This is a genomic window from Novosphingobium profundi (assembly GCF_020524485.1).
GTDB classification, from domain to species: domain Bacteria; phylum Pseudomonadota; class Alphaproteobacteria; order Sphingomonadales; family Sphingomonadaceae; genus Novosphingobium; species Novosphingobium profundi_A.
The window spans coordinates 201,123-222,258 of sequence record NZ_JAIVLF010000004.1 but is presented as its reverse complement, the minus strand read 5'-3'; the positions used below and the strand labels follow the sequence as shown (position 1 = coordinate 222,258).

At 64.9% G+C, this 21,136-nt stretch carries 21 protein-coding genes; 14 read left to right on the top strand and 7 right to left on the bottom strand.

Annotated features, from left to right (window positions below; all coding sequences use genetic code 11):
• Positions 1-18: 18 nt before the first annotated feature.
• Both ilvB and miaA read right to left on the bottom strand, forming a co-directional pair.
• Positions 19-1,761, bottom strand: a complete 1,743-nt coding sequence (gene ilvB, locus LC060_RS11385) for a biosynthetic-type acetolactate synthase large subunit (protein ID WP_226635653.1) — start codon at positions 1,759-1,761, stop codon at positions 19-21.
• A gap of 177 nt (positions 1,762-1,938) precedes the next feature.
• Entirely contained in the window at positions 1,939-2,925 is a 987-nt protein-coding gene (miaA, locus tag LC060_RS11380) for a tRNA (adenosine(37)-N6)-dimethylallyltransferase MiaA (protein ID WP_226635651.1), read from the bottom strand.
• Here miaA and serB point away from each other — a divergent pair.
• Both serB and LC060_RS11370 read left to right on the top strand, forming a co-directional pair.
• On the top strand, positions 2,918-3,814 hold the full coding sequence (serB, locus tag LC060_RS11375; protein WP_226635649.1) for a phosphoserine phosphatase SerB: 897 nt from the start codon (positions 2,918-2,920) through the stop codon (positions 3,812-3,814). The genes miaA and serB overlap by 8 nt on opposite strands.
• A gap of 238 nt (positions 3,815-4,052) precedes the next feature.
• A complete protein-coding gene (locus tag LC060_RS11370) occupies positions 4,053-4,757 on the top strand; it encodes an HD-GYP domain-containing protein (protein WP_226635648.1) in 705 nt (234 codons plus the stop codon).
• Between the two features lie 85 nt (positions 4,758-4,842).
• Here the strand turns inward: LC060_RS11370 and purL are convergent, their stop codons facing one another.
• Positions 4,843-7,002 (bottom strand): phosphoribosylformylglycinamidine synthase subunit PurL, encoded by a 2,160-nt coding sequence (purL, locus tag LC060_RS11365; RefSeq protein ID WP_226635646.1) that lies wholly within the window; start codon positions 7,000-7,002, stop codon positions 4,843-4,845.
• A 137-nt stretch (positions 7,003-7,139) separates the two neighbouring features.
• On the opposite strand from purL, the gene LC060_RS11360 reads away from it, so the two are divergent.
• From LC060_RS11360 to tgt, 9 genes are all read left to right on the top strand, one after another.
• Positions 7,140-7,394 (top strand): exodeoxyribonuclease VII small subunit, encoded by a 255-nt coding sequence (locus LC060_RS11360; RefSeq protein ID WP_226636511.1) that lies wholly within the window; start codon positions 7,140-7,142, stop codon positions 7,392-7,394.
• A gap of 3 nt (positions 7,395-7,397) precedes the next feature.
• On the top strand, positions 7,398-8,306 hold the full coding sequence (locus LC060_RS11355) for a polyprenyl synthetase family protein (protein WP_226635644.1): 909 nt from the start codon (positions 7,398-7,400) through the stop codon (positions 8,304-8,306).
• A 70-nt stretch (positions 8,307-8,376) separates the two neighbouring features.
• Positions 8,377-8,904 (top strand): pantetheine-phosphate adenylyltransferase, encoded by a 528-nt coding sequence (coaD, locus tag LC060_RS11350; protein WP_226635642.1) that lies wholly within the window; start codon positions 8,377-8,379, stop codon positions 8,902-8,904.
• 94 nt (positions 8,905-8,998) lie between these two features.
• Positions 8,999-9,688 (top strand): peptidylprolyl isomerase, encoded by a 690-nt coding sequence (locus LC060_RS11345; protein WP_226635640.1) that lies wholly within the window; start codon positions 8,999-9,001, stop codon positions 9,686-9,688.
• 61 nt (positions 9,689-9,749) lie between these two features.
• Positions 9,750-10,790, top strand: a complete 1,041-nt coding sequence (gene queA, locus LC060_RS11340) for a tRNA preQ1(34) S-adenosylmethionine ribosyltransferase-isomerase QueA (RefSeq protein WP_226635638.1) — start codon at positions 9,750-9,752, stop codon at positions 10,788-10,790.
• A 58-nt stretch (positions 10,791-10,848) separates the two neighbouring features.
• Complete coding sequence (locus LC060_RS11335) at positions 10,849-11,811, top strand: ABC transporter ATP-binding protein (RefSeq protein WP_413465109.1); 963 nt, start codon at positions 10,849-10,851, stop codon at positions 11,809-11,811.
• Positions 11,808-12,581, top strand: a complete 774-nt coding sequence (locus LC060_RS11330; RefSeq protein WP_226635637.1) for an ABC transporter permease — start codon at positions 11,808-11,810, stop codon at positions 12,579-12,581. The genes LC060_RS11335 and LC060_RS11330 overlap by 4 nt, the downstream gene beginning before the upstream one ends.
• A gap of 17 nt (positions 12,582-12,598) precedes the next feature.
• Positions 12,599-13,654 carry a YdiY family protein gene (locus LC060_RS11325; protein ID WP_226635635.1) on the top strand — a complete coding sequence of 352 codons (1,056 nt, stop codon included), beginning with the start codon at positions 12,599-12,601 and terminating at the stop codon, positions 13,652-13,654.
• Positions 13,655-13,740: 86 nt separating this feature from the next.
• Positions 13,741-14,874, top strand: a complete 1,134-nt coding sequence (gene tgt, locus LC060_RS11320) for a tRNA guanosine(34) transglycosylase Tgt (RefSeq protein WP_226635633.1) — start codon at positions 13,741-13,743, stop codon at positions 14,872-14,874.
• A 4-nt stretch (positions 14,875-14,878) separates the two neighbouring features.
• On the opposite strand, the gene LC060_RS11315 is transcribed toward tgt, so the two are convergent.
• Positions 14,879-15,205 carry a DMT family transporter gene (locus tag LC060_RS11315; protein ID WP_226635632.1) on the bottom strand — a complete coding sequence of 109 codons (327 nt, stop codon included), beginning with the start codon at positions 15,203-15,205 and terminating at the stop codon, positions 14,879-14,881.
• Between the two features lie 133 nt (positions 15,206-15,338).
• Entirely contained in the window at positions 15,339-15,938 is a 600-nt protein-coding gene (locus LC060_RS11310) for a murein L,D-transpeptidase catalytic domain family protein (protein ID WP_226635630.1), read from the bottom strand.
• 81 nt (positions 15,939-16,019) lie between these two features.
• Between LC060_RS11310 and LC060_RS11305 the strand changes: the two genes are divergently transcribed.
• From LC060_RS11305 to LC060_RS11295, 3 genes are all read left to right on the top strand, one after another.
• Complete coding sequence (locus LC060_RS11305) at positions 16,020-17,180, top strand: L,D-transpeptidase family protein (protein WP_413465108.1); 1,161 nt, start codon at positions 16,020-16,022, stop codon at positions 17,178-17,180.
• 107 nt (positions 17,181-17,287) lie between these two features.
• Positions 17,288-17,923 carry a ParA family protein gene (locus LC060_RS11300; protein ID WP_226635629.1) on the top strand — a complete coding sequence of 212 codons (636 nt, stop codon included), beginning with the start codon at positions 17,288-17,290 and terminating at the stop codon, positions 17,921-17,923.
• A 144-nt stretch (positions 17,924-18,067) separates the two neighbouring features.
• The gene (locus tag LC060_RS11295; RefSeq protein WP_226635627.1) at positions 18,068-20,059 is read left to right on the top strand and encodes an alpha/beta fold hydrolase; all 1,992 of its coding nucleotides are present in this window, start codon (positions 18,068-18,070) and stop codon (positions 20,057-20,059) included.
• Positions 20,060-20,072: 13 nt separating this feature from the next.
• Here the strand turns inward: LC060_RS11295 and LC060_RS11290 are convergent, their stop codons facing one another.
• Positions 20,073-20,261 carry a hypothetical protein gene (locus tag LC060_RS11290; RefSeq protein ID WP_226635625.1) on the bottom strand — a complete coding sequence of 63 codons (189 nt, stop codon included), beginning with the start codon at positions 20,259-20,261 and terminating at the stop codon, positions 20,073-20,075.
• Between the two features lie 146 nt (positions 20,262-20,407).
• Positions 20,408-21,019 carry a 30S ribosomal protein S4 gene (gene rpsD, locus LC060_RS11285; RefSeq protein ID WP_148626548.1) on the bottom strand — a complete coding sequence of 204 codons (612 nt, stop codon included), beginning with the start codon at positions 21,017-21,019 and terminating at the stop codon, positions 20,408-20,410.
• Positions 21,020-21,136: the final 117 nt, after the last annotated feature.

Below are 21,136 nucleotides of genomic sequence, written 5' to 3'. Positions count from 1 at the left end.
CTGGGTTCGCAAGAGCGCTCAGACGAGCGCCTTGGCGGCATCGTCGAGCGTACCGGCAACGGCATCGCCGTAGAGGATCATCTCGGTATGGGCCGCGCCCGAGGGGATCATCGGGAAGCAGTTCGATTCCTTGGCCACGCGGCAATCGACGATGACCGGGCCCTGATAGGCCATCATTTCCTCGATGCCAGCATCAAGCTGGCCTTCGTTCTCGATGCGGATACCTTTCCAGCCATAGGCCTCCGCCAGCGTCACGAAGTCGGGCAGGCTGCTCGAGTAGGAATTCGAGTAGCGGCTCTCGTAGGTGAGCTCCTGCCACTGACGCACCATGCCCATCCATTCGTTGTTGAGGATGAACACCTTGACCGGCAGGCGGTACTGGCTGGCGGTGCCCATCTCCTGGATGTTCATCTGGATCGAGGCGTCGCCCGCGATGTCGATGACGAGGCTGTCCGGGTTGCCGAGCTGCGCGCCGATGGCGGCGGGCAGGCCATAGCCCATCGTGCCAAGGCCACCCGAGGTCAGCCACTTGTTCGGACCGAAGAAGTGGAAGTACTGCGCCGCCCACATCTGGTGCTGGCCGACTTCGGTGGCGATGATCGGGTCCTTCGCCTTGGTCAGTTCGAACAGGCGCTCGACCGCGTGCTGGGGCATGATCGCGGCGGTGTTGCCGGGATAGGCGAGGCTGTTGCGTTCACGCCAGGTGTCGATCCGGGTCTTCCAGCCCGACAGGTCCTGCGGTGCGCGGGTTCCCCAAGCTTCGAGAAGCTGGCTCAGGATCTCGCCGCAGTCGCCCACGAGCGGCAGGTCGACGGGCACGATCTTGTTGATCGAGGCGCGGTCGATGTCGATGTGGATCTTCTTCGAGTTGGGCGCGAAGGCATCGAGACGCCCGGTCACGCGGTCATCGAAGCGCGCACCGACACAGACGATGAGATCGGCCTGGTTCATCGCCAGGTTGGCCTCGTAGGTGCCGTGCATGCCCAGCATGCCGAGCCAGTCCGCGTGATCCGCCGGGAACGCGCCCAGACCCATCAGGGTCGAGGTGACGGGCGCGCCGGTCTTGGCCTGCAGTTCGCGCAGCAGCGCGGTGGCGTGCGGGCCCGAGTTGATGACGCCGCCGCCGGTGTAGAGCACGGGCGCGCGGGCCGAGGCGATCATCTCGATCGCTTCGGCGATCTCGTTGGTGTCCGCGCGCAGGCGGGGCACGTAACGATCACGGCGCTGGATGGGCGCGTCGCTCCAGGTGGCGGTGGCGACCTGGACGTTCTTGGGAATGTCGATGAGGACCGGGCCGGGGCGGCCGGTCGTCGCGATCTGGAACGCCTCGTCGATGACCGCGGCAAGATCGGCCGGGTCCTTCACGAGGTAGTTGTGCTTGGTGCAGTGGCGCGAGATGCCGACCGTGTCGGCTTCCTGGAAGCCGTCCGAACCGATCAGGTTGGTCGCGACCTGGCCCGAGATGACGACGAGCGGGATCGAATCCATGTACGCGTCGGCAATGCCGGTGATGGCGTTCGTCGCGCCCGGGCCCGAGGTGACCAGCACGACGCCGGGCTTGCCGGTCGAGCGGGCATAGCCTTCGGCTGCGTGGGCCGCGCCGGCTTCGTGCCGCACGAGGATATGACGCAGGCGTTCATCGCCGAATAGGGCATCGTAGATCGGTAGAACCGCCCCGCCGGGATAGCCGAATACGAATTCGACGCCCTGCCGGACCAGGCTTTCGACCAGGATGTTCGCGCCGCTGCGCTCGTCACTCACAACACGTTCCTTTTTGCCTCAGGGCCCCGGAAATCCGGGGGCCGCGAGATGGATAAGTCAGGAGGGTTTCCCTCCAAAGAAGCGGACCCGGCACGGCAATCGCCGCGCCGGGTCATCCTCTCCTCCGAGCCCAACTTCCGAGGGCTTGACGAGGCAGCCTTTAGGCATTGCGAAATATCACGTCAACCCAAAACGTCGAAATAAAATATCGCAAATGGACTTTAAGGTGTAATTTTCAGACTCGATTCGGGGCCAGTCTTCCGGGGGCTGGTGGCGCAGCCAGGTGAACTGGCGCTTGGCGTAGCGGCGCGTTGCCTGCGTGCCGCGCGCGATGGCCTCCTCGCAGGTGATCTCGCCGCGCAGGTGAGCGGCCAGTTCGGGTACGCCGATTGCGCGCATTGCGGGCAGGTCGGGATCAAGCTGGCGCGCCAGAAGCGCCTCGACTTCGGTGAGGGCGCCAGCCTCTACCATGCGCGTGAAGCGCAGGTCGCAGCGTTCGTAGAGCCATTGCCGTTCGGGCATGAGGATGGCCGGGAAGAGCGTGACCTGATCGGTGATCCCGCCTTCCTTGCGTTCCTGCCAATGGGCAAGGGGGAGGCCAGTGGAGCGCACGACTTCCAGCGCGCGCGCCACGCGAGTGGTGTCCGCCGGGGCGAGCTGCGCGGCGCGCGCCGGGTCTTCGTGGGAAAGCGCGGCGTGCGCCTCGGCGACGGGGAGGGCGCGCACCGCCTCGCGCACGGCGGGATCGATGGCCGGGATCGGGGCGATGCCGTCAAGCAGGGTGCGGATATAGAGGCCGGTGCCGCCGACGAGGATCGGGACCGCGCCGCGTTCATGGGCATCGGCAATCTCCGCGCGGGCGGCCGTGGCCCAATCGGCCGCAGAACAGGCCGTGGCCGCGTCCCAGGTGCCGAACAGGCGGTGCGTGATCCCGCCGCGCTCTTCCTCGGTCGGACAAGCGCTCAGGATCGGAATATCGGCATAGACCTGCGAGGCGTCGGCGTTGAGAACCACGGCGCTGCGGCCGCGCTTCTCCAGCTCCTGGGTCAAGGCTACCGCACAATCGCTCTTGCCGCTGGCCGTCGGCCCTGCAATGAGCGCCAGCGGCGGCCGGTCCTCGGCCTTGGAATCATATTTCGCATCAAGGAATTTGGTAGTGCTCATCGCCCGGCTGATAGCAGACGCAGAAAATCTCTCGGCAAAAATCGACACCGTGCGCGCCGAGATGGAGAAGGGCGGGGTGCGCCTGGCCTCGGCGGCGATGCTCGACTTCTGTGACAGGACGCTCCAGATCGCCTCGCCCGACGATGGTGCGGATGTCCTGCGCGAAACGCTGGACGCCCATTTCGGCGCGAGTGATGGCCTTGTCACCGACCATGAGCCGTTCCTGCCCAAGGTCTTCATCTCGGACATGGATTCGACGATGATCGGGCAGGAATGCATCGACGAGCTGGCCGATTTCGCCGGGCTCAAGGAGCGGATCGCGGACATCACCGAGCGCGCGATGCAGGGCGAGCTCGATTTCGAATCGGCGCTGCGCGAGCGGGTAGGGCTTCTCGCAGGGCTGCGCGAGAATGCGGTCGATGATTGCCTGGCCGAGCGTATCCGTCCGATGCCCGGCGCCAAGACGCTGGTCGAGACGCTCAAGAAGTTCGGCTGCCGCACCGTGCTCGTCACCGGCGGCTTCCACCACTTCGCCGATCCCATTGCCGCGATGCTGGGGTTTGAGCACGTCGTGGGCAACCGCCTCGCCGTCGCCGATGGCAAGCTGACCGGTGAACTGGCCGGGCCGGTGGTTGACAGTTCGGTCAAGAAGGCGACGTTGCTGGCCGAAATCGCGGCTGTTGCGGGCGAAGGCGGCGACTTTGTGCCCAGCCTTGCGACGGGCGATGGCGCCAACGACATTCCGATGCTGGAGGCCTCGACCTACGGCATCGCCTACCACGCCAAGCCCAAGGCGCGCCTTGCGGCCAATGGCTGGATCGACCGGGGCGACCTTACCGACGTTCTGCGCCTTCTGGGTATCGACGAGCAGGACTGGGTGCACGGCTGAGTTTTCACGGCGGGTGCCCCCGAAGCATGGCGCTAGCCAGACCCCGTGCTTGCACATGTCACGCAAAAACGCCGTTCTTTATGCACCTACGAGGGGCCATTAAGAGTTTGTAAACGCAGCTATGGTGGTTGGACCGCAGCTTGATGGTCAAGGCACGGGACACGCGGAATTTATGGCCTTTGGCGGCGGTTGGATTGCAGAGAGCGGGCGGACGTCCCGAGGGGGCTGGCTCGAATCCATGCCCTGGACGCCCGAGACCGAGATGGACATCCGCGTCGATGTGCGCCTTCGCCTGGGCCGTATTGCGCAGGAGGTCCTGCGCGCAGAGCCTTCGGGGCTGCAGGAGGCGCGCAGGCTTGTCATCCAGATCGAGCGTTGGCTGCGCGAAAATCGCGCGGGGATACTGACATCGGTGCATGACCATTTCGGGCGCAGGGGTCTGCGCTCGCACGCGCTTGCGGTGTCGTGCCTGATGATGAACTTTGCACATCACGCCGGGCACGACCGGGAATATGTCCTGGAAATGGGCCTTGCGGGCCTTTTTCACGACATCGGCAAGCTGACAATCCCGGACGAGATACTCGACAAGCCGGGGCGCCTCGACGCGGCCCAGGCTGAGGTCATGCGCGGCCATGCCGAAAGCGGAGGCCAGCTTCTGGAGCGCTGGGGTTTGGCGAGCCCGATGATGATCGCGGTCTGCCGCCATCACCATGAACGGCTCGATGGCAGTGGCTATCCGGGCGGGCTGATCGCGAAGGACATTGCCGAGCCGGTTCGTGTTGCGACGATCTGCGATGTCTACGACGCGCTGATTTCAAGCCGAAGCTACAAGCAGGCCTGGTCAAGCGCGATGGCGCTCGACGAGATGCGCCGCACACGCGGCAGTTTCGATCCCGACCTGCTCGCGCTCTTCGCCAGAAGCCTGGAAGAGGCCAAGCTCTGAATTTTGGGCTGTGCCGAAACGAAACCGCCCCCGAACCTTGTGGTGCGGGGGCGGCCGGGAAGTGTGTTTCCTCAAGGAAAGCCGATCAGGCTTCCATCCAGTCCTTGAAGAACGCCTCGTTGACGCGGCGCAGTTCGGCGACTTCGACACCGGCAACCGAGGAGCCGCCAACGGTGCCGATCTTCTCGGCACCCGGGATCTCGGTTCCTGCAGGGGCCGTCACGACATAGCGCGACTGGTCCTCGCCAAAGGCTTCGGCGGTGGTCAGTTCACCTTCGAGCGTGCAGCCAAGGCCGCTTGCCAGCGCCATTTCGGCCAGCGCGACGAGAAGGCCGCCATCCGAAATGTCGTGGACGGCGTTGACCGTGCCCGCGCCGATCAGGCTGCGCACCGTGCCGCCGTTCGCGGCCTCGGCCTTGAGGTCGACGACGGGCGCGTCGCCCGCTTCCTTGCCCGCGATGGTCTTGAGCCAGAGCGACTGACCCAGGTGCGAGCCCTTGCCGCCGATCAGCCAGATTTCATCGCCTTCGTTCTTGAAGGCAATGGTGGCCATCGCGTCGTGATCGGCAAGCAGGCCGACACCGCCGATCGCCGGGGTCGGCAGGATCGCCGAGCCGCCGCCGGTGGCCTTCGATTCGTTGTAGAGCGACACATTGCCCGACACGATCGGGTAGTCGAGCGCGCGGCAGGCATCGCCCATACCGTTCAGGCAGCCGACGATCTGCGCCATGATTTCCGGGCGCTGGGGGTTGGCGAAGTTGAGGCAGTTGGTGATCGCCAGCGGCAGACCGCCTACGGCCGAGATGTTGCGGTAGGTCTCGGCCACGGCCTGCTTGCCGCCCTCGTAAGGGTCGGCGTAGCAGTAGCGCGGCGAGCAGTCGGTGCTGATCGCGAGCGCCTTCTTCGTGTCGTGGACACGCACGACTGCAGCATCACCGCCCGACTTCTGCATCGTGTCGGCGCCGACCTGGCTGTCGTACTGCTGCCAGATCCACGCGCGCGAGGCGAGGTCGGCCGAGCCGATGAGCGTGGTGAGGTCTGCGCCCAGATCGGTGGTCGCGGGCACATCGCCCATCGCGGGGACCGCGGCCCAGGCCTTGTAGTCCTCAGCCGAGACATAGGGGCGCTGGTATTCCGGCGCGTCGTCAGCCAAGGGCCCAAGCGGAATGTCGCAGACCACGTCGCCGTCGAATTCGAGGACCATGTGGCCGGTGTCGGTCACTTCACCGATCACCGCGAAGTCGAGTTCCCACTTCTTGAAGATGGCTTCGGCCATGGCTTCCTTGCCGGGCTTGAGCACCATGAGCATACGCTCCTGGCTCTCGCTCAGCATCATCTCGTAGGGCGTCATCGCCTCTTCGCGGCAGGGCACCTGGTTCATGTCGAGGCGGATGCCTGCGCCGCCCTTGCTGGCCATCTCGACCGAAGACGAGGTGAGGCCCGCCGCGCCCATGTCCTGGATCGCGACGATGGCGTCGGTTGCCATTAGCTCGAGGCATGCCTCGATCAGCAGCTTCTCGGTGAAGGGGTCGCCAACCTGCACGGTCGGGCGCTTTTCTTCGGACTTCTCGTCGAAGTCGGCGGACGCCATGGTCGCGCCGTGGATGCCGTCGCGGCCGGTCTTCGAGCCGACATAGACGATGGGGTTACCAAGGCCGGTCGCGGCGCAGTAGAAGATCTTGTCGGTGTCCGCGACGCCCACGGTCATCGCGTTGACGAGGATGTTGCCGTCGTAGGCCTTGTGGAAGTTGGTCTCGCCGCCGACAGTCGGAACGCCCACGCAGTTGCCATAGCCACCGATGCCCGAAACCACACCCTGCACGAGGTGCTTCATCTTGGGGTGTTCAGGGCGGCCGAAACGCAGTGCGTTCATGTTCGCGACCGGGCGCGCGCCCATCGTGAAGACGTCGCGCAGGATGCCGCCGACGCCCGTCGCCGCACCCTGGTAGGGTTCGATGTACGAGGGGTGGTTGTGGCTTTCCATCTTGAAGATGGCGGCCTGGCCGTCGCCGATGTCGATCACGCCCGCGTTCTCGCCCGGGCCGCAGATGACCCAGGGCGCCTCGGTCGGGAGCTGCTTCAAGTGGAAGCGGCTCGACTTGTACGAGCAGTGCTCGGACCACATGACCGAGAAGATGCCGAGTTCAAGGAGATTGGGCACGCGGCCCATCGCGTTCACGACGCGCTCGTATTCCTCGGGGCTGAGGCCATGCGCCTCGACGACGTCAGGGGTGATTTCGCTCATGGGGAGGCCCTTAGCCATGTCGATGCGCGCTTGCTAGTCTCCAATATCGCGGATCCGGCCTTTGATGCACGAATTGCCTGTCGGAAGAGGGCTGTGCGACCTTGACCCTTGTGCCGGGCAGCGCCATTGCTTGGCGCATGGATGCCCAGACACCCGAACTCGACACGCTCAGCTTTGAAGACGCGCTGCGCGAACTGGAAACCATTGTGCGCCAGCTGGAAAGCGGTGAAGTGCCGCTGGAGGATTCGATCTCGCTCTATGAAAAGGGCGAGAAGCTGCGTCAGCACTGTCAGAAGCGGCTCGATGCGGCCCAGGCCCGGATCGAGAAGATCGTGACCGGGCCCGACGGCGCGCCCGTCTCCACCCAGCCCTTCGACACGCCGGAGCGCTGAGAGGTGGGAGAGGGGGCTTCGGGCGATTCGCTGCTGAAAGAGGCGCTGGTCGCGATTGCGGGCGAAGTGGATGGCGCGTTCGATGCGCTGCTGCCGGTACCCGACGATGCGCGTGCGCGTCTCTACCAGGCGATGCGCTATGCCGCCATCGGTGGGGGCAAACGGCTGCGTCCGCTGCTGCTGACGGCGGTTGCGGGCATGTATGGCGTTCAGCGCGAGGCGGCAATCCGCGCGGCCATCGCGCTCGAATCGATCCACGTCTATTCACTGATCCACGACGACCTGCCGTGCATGGACGATGATGCCCTGCGCCACGGCAAGCCGACCCTGCATCTGGCCTTCGACGAATCGGCAGCGGTCCTGGCGGGCGATTCCCTGCACGATTTTGCCTTCGAGGTGCTGTCCGATCCGGCGACAAGCGCGGATCCCTTCACCCGCATCGAACTGGTGCGCGTGCTGGCGACTTCCAGCGGGGCGGAAGGCATGGCGGGCGGCCAGATGATGGATCTGGTGGCGGAAACGTCCGAATTCGACCTGCACACGATCACGCGCCTCCAGCAGCTCAAGACCGGGGCCCTGCTGGGCGCCGCGGTGGAGATGGGCGCAATCCTGGGCCATGTTCCGCCCGAGGGACGCACGCACCTGCGCAGCTATGCGCGCGACATCGGGCTGGCCTTCCAGATCGCGGACGACCTCATCGATCATGAAGGCGATGCCGAGGTGGCGGGCAAGGCCGTGGGCAAGGATGCCGATGCGGGCAAGGCCACCTTCGTCTCGCTGATGGGCGCGGACCGTGCGCGCGAACAGGCCCGCATGCTGGTGGAACAGGCCGTCGGGCACCTTTCGGGGCATGGCGAGGAAGCCGATCTTCTGCGCAGCGTTGCGCGCTATATCGTCGAGCGCGATCACTGATTTTCTCGCGCAAGGCAGCGCACATCAAGGCAGGAAGCCGCGGCCCGCGAGCCGCATGGAGGAAGCCGAAATGACTGAGACCCGGACTGCGGAGCGCGTGGGCGTCTATCCCGGCACGTTCGATCCGATTACGCTGGGCCATGCCGACATCATCCGGCGCGGCGCGAAGCTGGTGGATCGCCTGATCATCGGGGTGACGACCAATCCGTCCAAGAACCCGATGTTCACGCCCGAAGAGCGCATGGCCATGGTCGAGCGGGAGGTGAAGGAACTGGGCGTCGAGAACGTCACGGTGGTCGCCTTCAATGCGCTCCTGATGAAGTTCGCGAAGCGGCAGAACGCAACGATCATCCTCAGGGGCCTGCGCGCTGTCGCGGACTTCGAGTACGAATACCAGATGGCCGGCATGAACCAGCAGCTCGATCCCGACATCGAGACCGTGTTCCTGATGGCTGACGTCAGCCTGCAGCCGATCGCCTCCAAGCTGGTCAAGGAGATCGCGCTGTTCGGGGGCGATATCACCAAGTTCGTGAGCCCGGCCGTGCGCGAGGACGTGATCGCCCGGATCGACGCGCGGGGGCGCCTCGGCGACTACTGAGCGCGGGGGCATCCCGCAAAATCATTCATTGTACCGACAGCGAGAGGGCTCTATCGCCCTGCCGAGGATCGGTTTTCGAGCTTGTGAGTAATCCATGAAATTTCGCCTTACCGTTGCCGCGCTGATGTTGGGTGCCACTGTACTTGCCAGCCCGGCCGCGTTCGCCAAGGACAAGGACGCCGCGGCCACCGAGGCTCCGGCGCAGCTGCCCACCAAGATCGACATGGACCCGAGCCATGATCCGCAGAACGTGCTGGTCCTCGACCTCAGCAACGGTGGCCGCGTGCTCATCCGCCTCGTGCCCGAATGGGCGCCCCACCACGTCGAACGTGTCAGCAAGCTCGCCAGCGAAGGCTTCTACGACGGTCTGATCTTCCACCGCGTGATCGATGGCTTCATGGCGCAGACTGGCGATCCGACGGGCACCGGGCAGGGCGGCTCCGCCCTTCCCGACCTGGAAGCGGAATTCAATGCGATGCCGCACGTGCGCGGCTCGGTTGCGATGGCGCGCACCAACGATCCCAACAGCGCGAACAGCCAGTTCTTCATCGTGTTCTATCCGCGCTTCGCGCTCGACCATAAGTACACCGTGTTCGGCCGCGTCATCGCTGGCATGAACTACGTCGATGCGATCCACCGCGGCGAACCGCCCGAGGATCCCACGAAGATCGTCCAGGCTTCGCTCTTCTCCGAGCACAAGGGGAAGCCGGCGGCGCCCGCTCCGGCGGTGACCGACGATACACCCGTCACGCTCGACGATCTCAACAACTCGGCCTCGCAGTAAGAGGCCTCCGGGCCGCTTGCATCTTGCCGCAGGCGTGTTTCGCGTCTAGCGGCTGCCCGTCATGCGAGTAGACCTTTTCGATTTCGATCTCCCAACCGAGAACATCGCGCTGCGCCCGGCCAAGCCCCGCGATGCGGCACGTTTTCTTGTGGCCGATGGCGATGCGCCGCTGGCCGACCGCATCGTGCGCGAGCTCCCAGAGGTCCTCGCCCCGGGCGATATCCTCGTCTTCAACGACACCCGCGTCATTCCCGCCCAGCTTGAAGGCCGCCGCGGCGAGGCGCGCATCGGCGCGACCCTGCACAAGCGCTTGGACCTGCGCCGGTGGCAGGCCTTCGTGCGCAATGGCAAGCGCCTCAAGGTTGGTGACCGCATCGAATTTCCCGCTGAGGTCGAGGCCATCGCTGAGGAACGTTGGGACGACGGCAGCTGGACGCTGGCCTTTCAGGGTGAAGAGCCGGTCGAGATCCTGCTCGAACGCGCCGGGCGCATGCCGCTCCCGCCCTACATCGCGGGCAAGCGCGACACCGACGAGGCGGACAAGAGCGACTACCAGACCATGTTCGCGCGCGAGAAGGGCGCGGTGGCCGCGCCTACGGCGGCCTTGCACTTCACGCCTGAACTGGTCGCGCGGCTCGATGCGGCCGGGATTGGGCGCGAGACGCTGACGCTCCATGTCGGGGCGGGCACCTTTCTTCCGGTCAAGGCGGACGACACCGCCGAACATCAGATGCATTCCGAATGGGGCCGGATCGACGCCGAGACGGCGGATCGCCTCAACGCCGCGCGCGCGGCGGGCGGGCGCATCATCGCGGTCGGCACGACCAGCCTGCGACTTCTGGAAAGCGCGACCGGCGAGGACGGCGTGGTCCGTCCTTTCGAGGGCGACACCGCGATCTTCATTACGCCGGGCTACCGCTTCAAGGCGATCGACGGGCTGATGACCAACTTCCACCTGCCCAAGTCGACGCTCTTCATGCTCGTCTCGGCGCTGATGGGGCTGGAGAAAATGCAGGCGGTCTATGCCCACGCCATCGAGCACGGCTACCGCTTCTACAGCTACGGCGATTCCAGCCTGCTGATCCCGGGCGCGAAGGCCTGATCTCTTTTTTGTCCGGCAATTGCCGCGTGGGGGCTTGGAAGCGCGTGGGCTTCCTCCCATGTTCCCGGCCATGCAGGACATTCTCGAAATCGAGGGTCTGACCAAGACCTATGACGGGGGCTTCACCGCGCTGAACGGTGTCGACCTGACCATTCGCAAGGGCGAGATCTTCGCGCTTCTGGGGCCCAATGGGGCGGGCAAGACCACGCTGATCGGCGCGGTCTGCGGCCTCGTTCAGCCCAGCTCGGGCACGATCCGGGCCTTTGGTGAGGACATGGGACGCCACTGGCGGACCTTGCGCCGCCGCATCGGGCTCGTCCCTCAGGAACTGGCCACCGACATGTTCGAGACGGTGCTCCACACGGTGAACTATTCGCGCGGCCTGTTCGGCCTTGCGCCCGATGCGGTGCGGGTGGAGAAAATCCTGCGCGCGCTCAGCCTCTGGGACAAGCGCGAGGAATCGCTGAGCGCTCTTTCGGGCGGCATGAAGCGCCGCGTCCTGATCGCCAAGGCGCTCGCCCACGATCCCGAACTGCTGTTCCTCGACGAGCCCACGGCGGGCGTGGACGTGGAACTGCGCCGCGACATGTGGAGGCACATTTCCGCGCTGCGCGAGCAGGGCACCACGATCATCCTCACCACCCATTACATCGAGGAGGCCGAGGAAATGGCCGACCGCGTGGGGATCATCCAGAAGGGGCGCATCCGTATGGTCGAGGAGACCCGCGCCATGATGGCCCGGCTCGGCCGCACCGAAGCGGTCTTCACGCTGGCAGCGCCGATGTCCGCCGTCCCCGAGGGGCTTGCAGGTCACTCGCTGAGCCTGGCTGAAGATGGCCGTGCGCTTGTCTACCGGGGTGGGGACGGCACCGGGCAGGGCAAGTCCGAGGTGGCCGCGCTCACCAAGGCGCTGATCGCCCACGGGGTCGACTATATCGCCATCGACATCCGCGAATCCAACCTGGAGGAGATCTTCGTGAACCTCCTCGAAAACCAGTCCGACACGGGAGAGGGCGCATGAGCCTGTTCAACGCCCGCAGCGCGTGGACCATTTACAAGCATGAACTTGCGCGGGCCCTGCGCACCGCGCTCCAGTCGATTATCGCGCCGTTGCTTTCGACGATGCTCTACTTCGTCGTCTTCGGCGCGGCCATTGGTGGCCGCATGGAGTCCGGCCTTGAGGGGGTCGACTACGGCGCTTTCATCGTGCCCGGCCTGCTTATGCTCACACTCCTGAGCGAGAGTACGGCGAACGGCGCCTTTGGCATCTACATGCCGCGTTTCACGGGCGCGATCTACGAGTTGCTCTCGGCCCCCGTGGGCTTTGCCGAGACCCTTGTCGGTTTCGTGGGGGCGGCGGCGACGAAATCGCTGGTTCTTGCCGCGATCATTCTGGGGACCGCGCGCTTCTTCGTCGACTACACGATTGTCCATCCGGTGCTGGTGCTCGGATTTGTCCTGCTTGTCTCGGCCTCGTTCTCGCTCTTCGGGTTCATCCTCGGGATCTGGGCCAAGAGCTTCGAGCAGGTGGGCATGGTGCCTTCGCTGTTCGTGATGCCGCTGACGTTTCTGGGCGGGACCTTCTACTCGATCGACCTCCTGCCCGAGCCCTGGCGTTCGGTGGCTCTCGCCAATCCGATGGTCTATCTCGTCAATGGCCTGCGTTGGTGCTTCTATGGCCAGGCGGATTTCCCGGTTATCGTCTCGCTTCTCATGGCGCTCGGCTTCCTGGCTCTCTGCATTGCAATTATTGCACGAATCTTTGCAACGGGCTGGCGTTTGCGTTCGTGATTACGTAACCATCGCCAATGCCTTTTCGCTTCCGGTCAAGCCTCGTCCTTCCCCTTGTCCTGCTCTCCGTTCCGGCCTTCGCGCAAGATGAGCCTCCGGAGGGCAGCGCCGTGGACTGGGACGTCATCGCGATGCCCGATCCCATTCCCCCCCGGCCCGTCGTCGTCTTGCTTCCGACCTTCGTGGAGCCGATCCCCTTCGTCGATGCCGAGCGCCCGAGCTTGCCGCGCAACGTGCGGGCCATGCTCGAGGAATCGATGAAGGGTGACGAGGACGCCGAGGTTGATGCGGTCGTGAAGTTCGCGATCAAGGTGCAGCCCTGGTTCAAGGACGAGATCCGGGGCATGCACAAGAGCTACCGCGATCGCCGTGCGGCCGAGGAGCGTGCCAAGTTCGAAGCGAAGCAGCGTCGGATCCGGCAGGCCGGTATTCTTCAGCTCTGGAAGGGGCAGGTTGAGCTGGGCGGCTTTCGCAACACCGGTAACACCAATAACTTCGGCGTGACGGGCGGCATGAAGTTCGACCGGCAGGGAATCAAGTGGCAGCACACGATTACCGCCAGTGCCAACTACCAGGAGACCGAAGGGCGCACGACGAACAACAAGTACGTCTTTGCCTACCAGCCGCGTTACACGCTGCATGAAGGCTACTTCATCTATTCGCGCGCGCAGTATGAGAAGGACCCGATTTCGGGCTTCGACAACCGCTTCTCGCTCTCCGGCGGTCTCGGCCGACGCCTGATCAATACAAGTGCCATGACGCTTTCGGTTGAGGCAGGCCCGGCGATGCGTGTGATCGACTATGTCGATCAGCCTGGCGACACTCAGTATTCCGCTCTCATGTCGCTGGATTTCGCATGGAAGCTCAATGAAACGGTCAAGCTCTCGCAGGTTGCCAGCGGGTATGTGAGCACGGAAAACAATACCTTCACCTCGCTCACCGCGCTCGAAACCGCGATGACCGATCACATCAAGCTGAAGCTCTCCTACAATTTCGAGCACGAAACCTCACCGGCGACCGGAACGCTCAAGACTGATACGACCTCGAGCTTCTCACTGGTCTATGGCTTCTGATGCGTCTGGAGCGGTGGGTTCGCCGTGTTCTTTTCCGAACCATCAGATAATTCCATCTCTCGGGAAAATGCTCTAACGGGCGGGGCATGAAACCGCGTTTCCAGTTTTCGATCCACGCCCGCGACGGTCGGGCCCGTACCGGTGTCATCCAGATGCGCCGGGGCGAGATCCGCACGCCTGCCTTCATGCCCGTGGGCACCGCGGCCACGGTCAAGGCGATGAAGCCGCAGGACGTGCGCGCCGCCGGGGCCGACATCATCCTTGGCAACACCTACCACCTCATGCTGCGCCCGGGCGCCGAGCGCATGGCGCGCCTGGGGGGCTTGCACAAGTTCATGAACTGGGATCGCCCGATCCTGACGGACAGCGGCGGCTACCAGGTGATGAGCCTCTCGGACCTGCGCAAGATCACCGAGGAGGGAGTGACCTTCGCCAGCCACCTCGACGGCTCGCGCCACATGCTCAGCCCCGAGCGCTCGATGGAAATCCAGCGCCTGCTTGGCTCGGACATCGTCATGGCCTTTGACGAATGCCCCAAGATCGACCAGCCGCGCGATGTCATCGCGCGCTCGATGGAGATGTCGATGCGCTGGGCCCGGCGCAGCCGCGAGGGCTTCGACAGCGGCGAGGAACATGCCGAGCGCTCGGCGCTCTTCGGTATCCAGCAAGGCGCGCTCGACGAAGGCTTGCGCAAGGCCAGCGCGGATGCGCTCGTCGACATCGGCTTCGATGGCTACGCCATTGGCGGTCTGGCCGTTGGCGAGGGGCAGGAAGCGATGTTCGCGACGCTTGAATTTGCGCCCCAGCAGTTGCCTGAGGATCGTCCGCGCTACCTCATGGGCGTGGGCAAGCCCGACGATCTGGTCGGCGCGGTCGAACGCGGGGTCGACATGTTCGACTGCGTGTTGCCCACCCGCTCGGGACGCAATGGGCAGGCGTTCACCTGGAACGGTCCCCTCAACATGCGCAACGCGCGCCATGCCGAGGATACCGGGCCTGTCGATGAGCGCTGCGGTTGTCCGGTCTGCCAGACCTATACCCGCGCCTACCTGCACCACCTCATCCGCTCGGGCGAGATGCTCGGCGCGATGCTGCTGACCGAGCACAACATCTGGTTCTACCAGCAGCTCATGCAGGGCATGCGCGACGCTATCGCCCAACAGCGCTTCGATGCCTTCGCGGCCGATTTTCGGCGCGACTACTTCGCCAACCGCAAATAGCGCGTCAGGCGCCGCTGCCTGTTGCCACGCGCAGGAGCACGGTGCCCGAGACGATGAGCACGAGCCCGGCGATCGCCGCCGGGCTCAGCCGCTCCCCGAAGACCAGAAAGCCAAGCAGGAACGCGCCGAGCGTTCCGATCCCGGTCCAGGCGGCATAGGCCGCGGCAAGCGGGTTCGCGCGCATGGCAAGGGCCAGCAACCAGAAGCTGCCAAGCAGCGAGGCGGCCATGGCAAGGGCGCCCAGTGCGCTGATCCCGTCTTCGGTGTTCTTGAGAAAATAGATCCAGACGGTCTCGAGCAGACCGGCGAGTACGACGAAAATCCATGCCATGCGGCAGCCTCCTGTGTGCTGCCGGGCCGTCCCGGTTTGGTCGCCCCTGCAAACGCGAGGGGGAAGGTCGTCCTTGCAAGGGCTTTGGCTAATACCGGCTTCGGACGGCGTCAATGCCTGCCGGATGGTGGTCTTAGCGGTGGGCGAAGAGCAGGCGGCCCGGCGCCAGCTTGCTCAGCACGGGGCCGATGTCGCGCTGGGACACCGTGAAGCATCCGAGGCTGCGCCCCACGCGTCCGGTGTGGCGCGCCATGTCTGCCGAGACGTAGGAGGCGCCGTGGATCACGATGGCGCGCGGATAGGCCATCGAATTTTCGGGATCGAGCCCGTGGATCCGGCGCGAGCGGCCATGCTTGCCATAGTAGGTTTCCCCGATCAGGAAGCTGCCCTGGCACGAGGCGTTCGATCCCGGTCGGTTCGAGAAGCGCTGGAGCATGCCGGTATTGCTCGGGTCCGATCCCCGGCCATGCGCGACGTGGAAATCCGCGATGACCCGGCCGTTGCCGATATCGACAAGGCTGAACCGCGGATCACCGGAGGGGGCGCTGAAATCCACAAGACCCACGATGTCGCGGTGGCGCACCCGCGCGCCATGGGCGTCGAGCGCGGCCTTGGCCTGCGCAAGTCCGCGCGGTATCTGGCGGCTGGGAGTGGCTGCAAAAGAGATGGGCGAGGCCAGGCTGGCCGCACCCGTGGCGAGCGCGCCAAGGAAGTGGCGCCTGTTGAAGTTCATGCTTGTGTGTCCGACCCGTTTATTGTTTGTCTGTTATATGTATATATTAAGTCATAAACTCAGACAACGAATCTTTTGTATATGAAAAGACATGTCAATTCATTGCTTTGTGCCACGGCTCTTGCATTTGCGCTCGTAGGAGCACCTGCGGCCGCGCAAACGGCCCCCTGGTCGCAGACGGAGCTGGCCGCTCTCGAGGCGGCGGCAGGGTCTTTGCCCGAGCATGGTCTGCGCCCGCTCGACACCTCGGTCCTCGAGGATGCGCGAAAGGGTGGTGACACCGACGTCATTGCCAGCGCGGCGCAGGAACTGGCTCTCGATCTGGCTCGGACCGCTCTGCTGGGCGAGGCATCTGCGCGCATGCGGAGCGGCTGGCACATTGCCGATCCCGATGCCGAGATCGACATCGCCGCATGGCTCGCCCGGGCGCGGGCCGCAGGAGGGCTGACCTCGTTTCTGGATGCGCTATGGCCAGACCATCCGGACTACGCGGCCTTGCGACAGGCCTTGGCGCAGGAAACCGATCCCCAGCGGCGCGCCACGCTGGCACGCAACATGGAGCGGTGGCGCTGGTTGCCCCACCGCATGGAACGCGACTACATTCTCGTCAATACGGCGGCGTTCACGGCACGCCTGTGGCGTGAGGGTGCGCAGGTAGGTTCCTGGCCTGTCATCGTGGGCAAGGTCTCGACCCCGTCTCCCACCTTCCGGGCCGAAGTGCGTGGGGTCATCTTCAATCCCTGGTGGAATATCCCGCAAAGCATCGTGCGCGAGAACAACGGGCGGTTCCCGGCCAGCAAGGGCTACGTGCGCACGGGCGGCCGTTGGCGCCAGAAGCCCGGGCCGAACAACGCGCTGGGCCAGATGAAGCTCGACATGCCAAATCCCTACAGCGTGTACATGCACGACACACCGGGCAAGGCGCTCTTCGAGCGAGAGGTGCGCGCCTTCAGCCACGGCTGTATCCGTACCGGGGACGCGCTCGGCTTTGCGGCGACCTTGCTGGAAGGCGCAGCCACGCGCGCCGAGATCGACGCGGTCCTGGCGTCACGGCGCGAGACCCGCCTGGCGCTCGGCAAGGCATTGCCGGTCTACATTACCTATTTCACCGCTGGCCGCGCGCAGGACGGGCACGGGGTGGAGCTCTATCCCGACATCTATGGACGCGACGCGCGCATGGCGGCGGCCGTGGCCTCCTCTGACGGCGCCATGCAAGAAACCGAGTGTGCCCTGAGCGGCTGAAGGTCTTTTGCTGGACAAGGCGGGGCGGGGCCCGGACATTCGCATGGTCCAGGCCTTGATTCGCGGGGCGGACACGTTCTCCAGCGGGGTGAGGAGAGACAGCCCGGATGACCACGATAGCGATTGTCAGCCAGAAAGGCGGGTCGGGCAAGACGACGCTCGCCCTCCACATTGCCGCCAGCGCGGTCTACGCGGGCAACCAGGTCCAGGTGATCGATACCGACCCCCAGGCGACCGCCGCGGCCTGGGGAGACTGGCGCGGCGAGTTCCTGCCCGAAGTCATCACCTGCCCCCCGGTGCGCCTGTTCAGCACGGTCGAGCGGGCCAAGCGTGCCGGCGCCGATGTCATCGTGATCGACACGCCGCCCCATGGTGATACCGCCTCGCGCGAGGCTGTGCGGGTGGCCGACATCGTGCTTGTTCCCACCAAGGCGCGGGCTTTTGATCTCCATGCGCTGGAGGCCACGGCAGGGCTCATGGCCTATGCCTCCAAGCCGGCACACGTCGTCTTCAACGCCGTTCCCGCGCGCGCAACCCGGATGCTTGAGGAAGCGGCTGAGGCCGCGCGTAACCTCGGGCTTTCGGTCAGCCCCCACCACTTCGGCGAACGCGCCGCCTTTCACCGCAGCGCCGGAAGCGGCGAAGTCGCGCGTGAGATCGAACCCGAAGGCAAGGCGGCTCTGGAAGTCGATGCCTTGTGGGGCTGGGTCTGTGAGCAGGTGGGCATGCCGCCGGGCGAATAGTGCGCTTTCTGCGCAACTCTTCCTCGAAATTACTTTGCATTAAATTTCGGCAACTTGACCGCCTCATTGGACGCTCGCATAGTCCCTTTCCGTAATAGGGAAATGAGGGGTTTCGGGGTGGTCTTGAGAGGTTTGCGTGCGCTCGTGTCCGGGCTGTTCCTGGGCTCGGCGATGGCGGCGGCCGTGCCGCTGCAGGCACAGGCGCAGTCCGGGGAAAGTGGAGAACAGCTGGCCGCGCGGTTCGGGGCTCTGGAGGATATTACCCAGATCAGCCTGTCCCCGGACGGAACGAAGATCGCCTTCATCTCGCCGCGCAAGGGTGGCCGTGTGCTCGAAGTCGCCAACCTTGCCGAGGGTGGTTTCCCGACGGCCATCACCAGCGTCCCGACCGAGGAAGGGGAACTGCGCTTCTGCAAATGGTCCACCAACGCGCGCCTGGTCTGCCAGGTGCACTACATCGTGGACTATGCGGGGCAGCTTGTCAGCTTCACCCGCATCTTCGGGCTGGACGATGACGGCAAGAATGCGACGCTTCTGTCGAACACGAAATCCCTGCGCGCGCGCACGTTCTTCCAGAACGGGGGGAGCGTGATTGACTGGGACGTAGAAGGTGAGCCCGGGCGCGTCCTGATGACCAAGGTCTTCGTGCCGGAAAACACCATCGGCACGCGCCTCGCGAACGAGGAAGAGGGCCTTGGTGTCGAGATGGTCGACACGATCAAGGGGCGCCGCCGCCGGGTCGAGAAGCCCGATGAATTCGCGACCGGGTACATGACCGACGGTCATGGAACGATTCGCGTCAAGAGCCGCCAGCAGACCGGCGCGAGCGGGCTCCTCAAGCCGACCGAGGATTTCTTCTACCGCACGCCGGGCGACTGGGAATGGCAGTGGCTCTCGAGTTGGGGTGGTCCGGAGGAGACAGGCGTCCTGCGCTTCGAGCCGCTGGCCGTTGATGGCAAGAGCAACCGTGCTTTCGGATGGGCGTGGGAGAACGGGCATCGCGGCCTCTATGCGGTCTCGCTCGATGGCTCGCTGACGCGCGAAAAGCTCTTTGCGGCGGACGACGTCGATATCGACGGCCTCATCCGCATCGGGCGCGACAACCGTGTCGTAGGACTCTCCTATGCGCGCGAGCGGCGCGAGCAGGTCTACTTCGATCCTGAGATGGGGGCGCTGTCCAAGGCGCTCGCCGGCGCGCTGCCCGGGGAGGTCGCTGTCCGGGTCGTCGATGCCGACCGGGAGGAGAAGAACCTCCTGCTGCGCGTGACCGGCGATACCGAGCCGGGCATGCTCTATCTCTTCAACAAGGCCGAGCGGCGTCTTGAGGAAGTCCTGCCGGTGCGCCCGAAGCTCGTCGACCTGGAGCTGGCGCCGATGAAGCCGGTGATGTTCCCGGCCGGGGACGGCGTCCAGATCCCGGGCTATCTCACCTTGCCGCCGGGCAGCACGGGCCGCGATCTGCCTGCCATCGTCATGCCGCACGGTGGGCCGAGCGCGCGCGACGAGTGGGGCTTCGACTGGATGGTCCAGTTCTTTGCCGCACGCGGTTTCGCGGTTCTCCAGCCCAACTACCGCGGTTCCGCCGGTTACGGTTCGGAATGGTACAAGGAAAACGGGTTCAAGTCGTGGAAGACGGCCATCGGTGATGTCAATGACGCCGGGCGCTGGCTGGTGGCGCAGGGCATTGCCGCGCCCGACAAGCTGGCGATCTTCGGATGGTCCTACGGGGGGTACGCTGCGCTCCAGAGCGGCGTGCTCGACCCGGATCTGTTCAAGGCGGTGGTCGCCGTTGCACCCGTCACCGACTTTGAAATCCTGCGCGCCGAGGCCGAGGGCTTCACCAACGCCGCGCTGGTGCGCGAAGAGCTTGGCAACGGTCCGCACCTGCGCGAAGGCTCACCGGCGCAGAACGCGGAGAAGATCAAGGCGCCGGTGCTGCTGTTCCATGGCACGCTCGACCAGAACGTGGGCGTGCGTGAAAGCCAGGTCATGGCGAAGAAGCTGGAGCAGGCAGGCAAGTCGGTGCGCTATGTCGAGTTCGATGGCCTCGATCACTTTCTCTACAGCAGCGAGGCGCGCACGCAGCTCCTGGCCGACAGTGATGCCTTCCTGCACACGGAGCTGAAGCTCGACTGAGCGAAGGTTTCCCTCAGGAAACGGAGCCGAGTGCGAATTCGGCTTCGTCTTCCTCCAGATAGGTGTCGACATAGGCGACGAAGCGGCCGGTGCGTTCGTCCCGGAAACCCGCGCCGATGTCGCAGGCATGGCGCTGCGCGGTCTCGAGATCGGGGTACCATTTGCCGGTGCGGTGCGGGGTGATGTAGCGAAAGCGGGTCATTGCCTCTGCGCAATACACGAGGCCTGTGAAGGTTCCGCTTTTTCGCGATGAAATGACCCAGCTTTTCCGCGAGTTGCCACGAAAAAAGGGCGGCCCCGAGGGACCGCCCTTTCCGAAAGAATTTCGTTCCCGAAGGAGCCGAACTCTTAGCGCGAGTAGAACTCGACGACGAGGTTCGGTTCCATCTTCACCGGGTAGGGGACTTCGTCGAGCGTGGGAACGCGGACGAAGGTCACCTTGTCGCCTTCCGAAGCGACATAGTCGGGAATCTCGCGCTCGGGCAGAGCCTGAGCTTCGATGACGAGAGCCATTTCCTTGGCCTTTTCACCGAGCGAGATCACGTCACCCACGCGGATGCGACGCGAAGCGATGTTGCACTTCACACCGTTGACGCGAATGTGGCCGTGCGAGACGATCTGGCGAGCCGCGAAGATGGTCGGCGCGAACTTGGCGCGGTAGACGACCATGTCCAGGCGCTGCTCCAGGAGACCGATCAGGTTCATGCCGGTGTCGCCCTTCATCGAGGACGCTTCCTGGTAGGTGCGCTTGAACTGCTTCTCGGTCACGTCGCCGTAGTAGCCCTTGAGCTTCTGCTTGGCGCGCAGCTGCAGACCGTAGTCCGACAGCTTGCCCTTGCGGCGCTGACCGTGCTGGCCCGGGCCGTAGCTGCGGCGGTTGACCGAGCTCTTGGGACGGCCCCAGATGTTCTCGCCCATGCGGCGATCGAGTTTGTACTTAGCGCTCTTACGCTTCGACATAACGTTTCTTTCCGTTCTGCTGCCGCCTGTGCCACCGTGGCAAGGCGATCCCTAGTTTCCCGGAGCGCACCATCCGGCCATGAAATGCCGGATGCGGCCGCCGCTTCACCGGGGTGC

Coding starts and splice junctions, on each gene's coding strand:
- miaA (WP_226635651.1), bottom strand. CDS start 2,925: ATGAGCACTACCAAATTCCTTGATGCGAAATATGATTCCAAGGCCGAG.
- LC060_RS11370 (WP_226635648.1), top strand. CDS start 4,053: ATGCCCTGGACGCCCGAGACCGAGATGGACATCCGCGTCGATGTGCGC.
- purL (WP_226635646.1), bottom strand. CDS start 7,002: ATGAGCGAAATCACCCCTGACGTCGTCGAGGCGCATGGCCTCAGCCCC.
- LC060_RS11360 (WP_226636511.1), top strand. CDS start 7,140: ATGGATGCCCAGACACCCGAACTCGACACGCTCAGCTTTGAAGACGCG.
- coaD (WP_226635642.1), top strand. CDS start 8,377: ATGACTGAGACCCGGACTGCGGAGCGCGTGGGCGTCTATCCCGGCACG.
- LC060_RS11345 (WP_226635640.1), top strand. CDS start 8,999: ATGAAATTTCGCCTTACCGTTGCCGCGCTGATGTTGGGTGCCACTGTA.
- queA (WP_226635638.1), top strand. CDS start 9,750: ATGCGAGTAGACCTTTTCGATTTCGATCTCCCAACCGAGAACATCGCG.
- LC060_RS11335 (WP_413465109.1), top strand. CDS start 10,849: ATGTTCCCGGCCATGCAGGACATTCTCGAAATCGAGGGTCTGACCAAG.
- LC060_RS11330 (WP_226635637.1), top strand. CDS start 11,808: ATGAGCCTGTTCAACGCCCGCAGCGCGTGGACCATTTACAAGCATGAA.
- LC060_RS11325 (WP_226635635.1), top strand. CDS start 12,599: ATGCCTTTTCGCTTCCGGTCAAGCCTCGTCCTTCCCCTTGTCCTGCTC.
- tgt (WP_226635633.1), top strand. CDS start 13,741: ATGAAACCGCGTTTCCAGTTTTCGATCCACGCCCGCGACGGTCGGGCC.
- LC060_RS11315 (WP_226635632.1), bottom strand. CDS start 15,205: ATGGCATGGATTTTCGTCGTACTCGCCGGTCTGCTCGAGACCGTCTGG.
- LC060_RS11310 (WP_226635630.1), bottom strand. CDS start 15,938: ATGAACTTCAACAGGCGCCACTTCCTTGGCGCGCTCGCCACGGGTGCG.
- LC060_RS11305 (WP_413465108.1), top strand. CDS start 16,020: ATGAAAAGACATGTCAATTCATTGCTTTGTGCCACGGCTCTTGCATTT.
- LC060_RS11300 (WP_226635629.1), top strand. CDS start 17,288: ATGACCACGATAGCGATTGTCAGCCAGAAAGGCGGGTCGGGCAAGACG.
- LC060_RS11290 (WP_226635625.1), bottom strand. CDS start 20,261: ATGACCCGCTTTCGCTACATCACCCCGCACCGCACCGGCAAATGGTAC.
- rpsD (WP_148626548.1), bottom strand. CDS start 21,019: ATGTCGAAGCGTAAGAGCGCTAAGTACAAACTCGATCGCCGCATGGGC.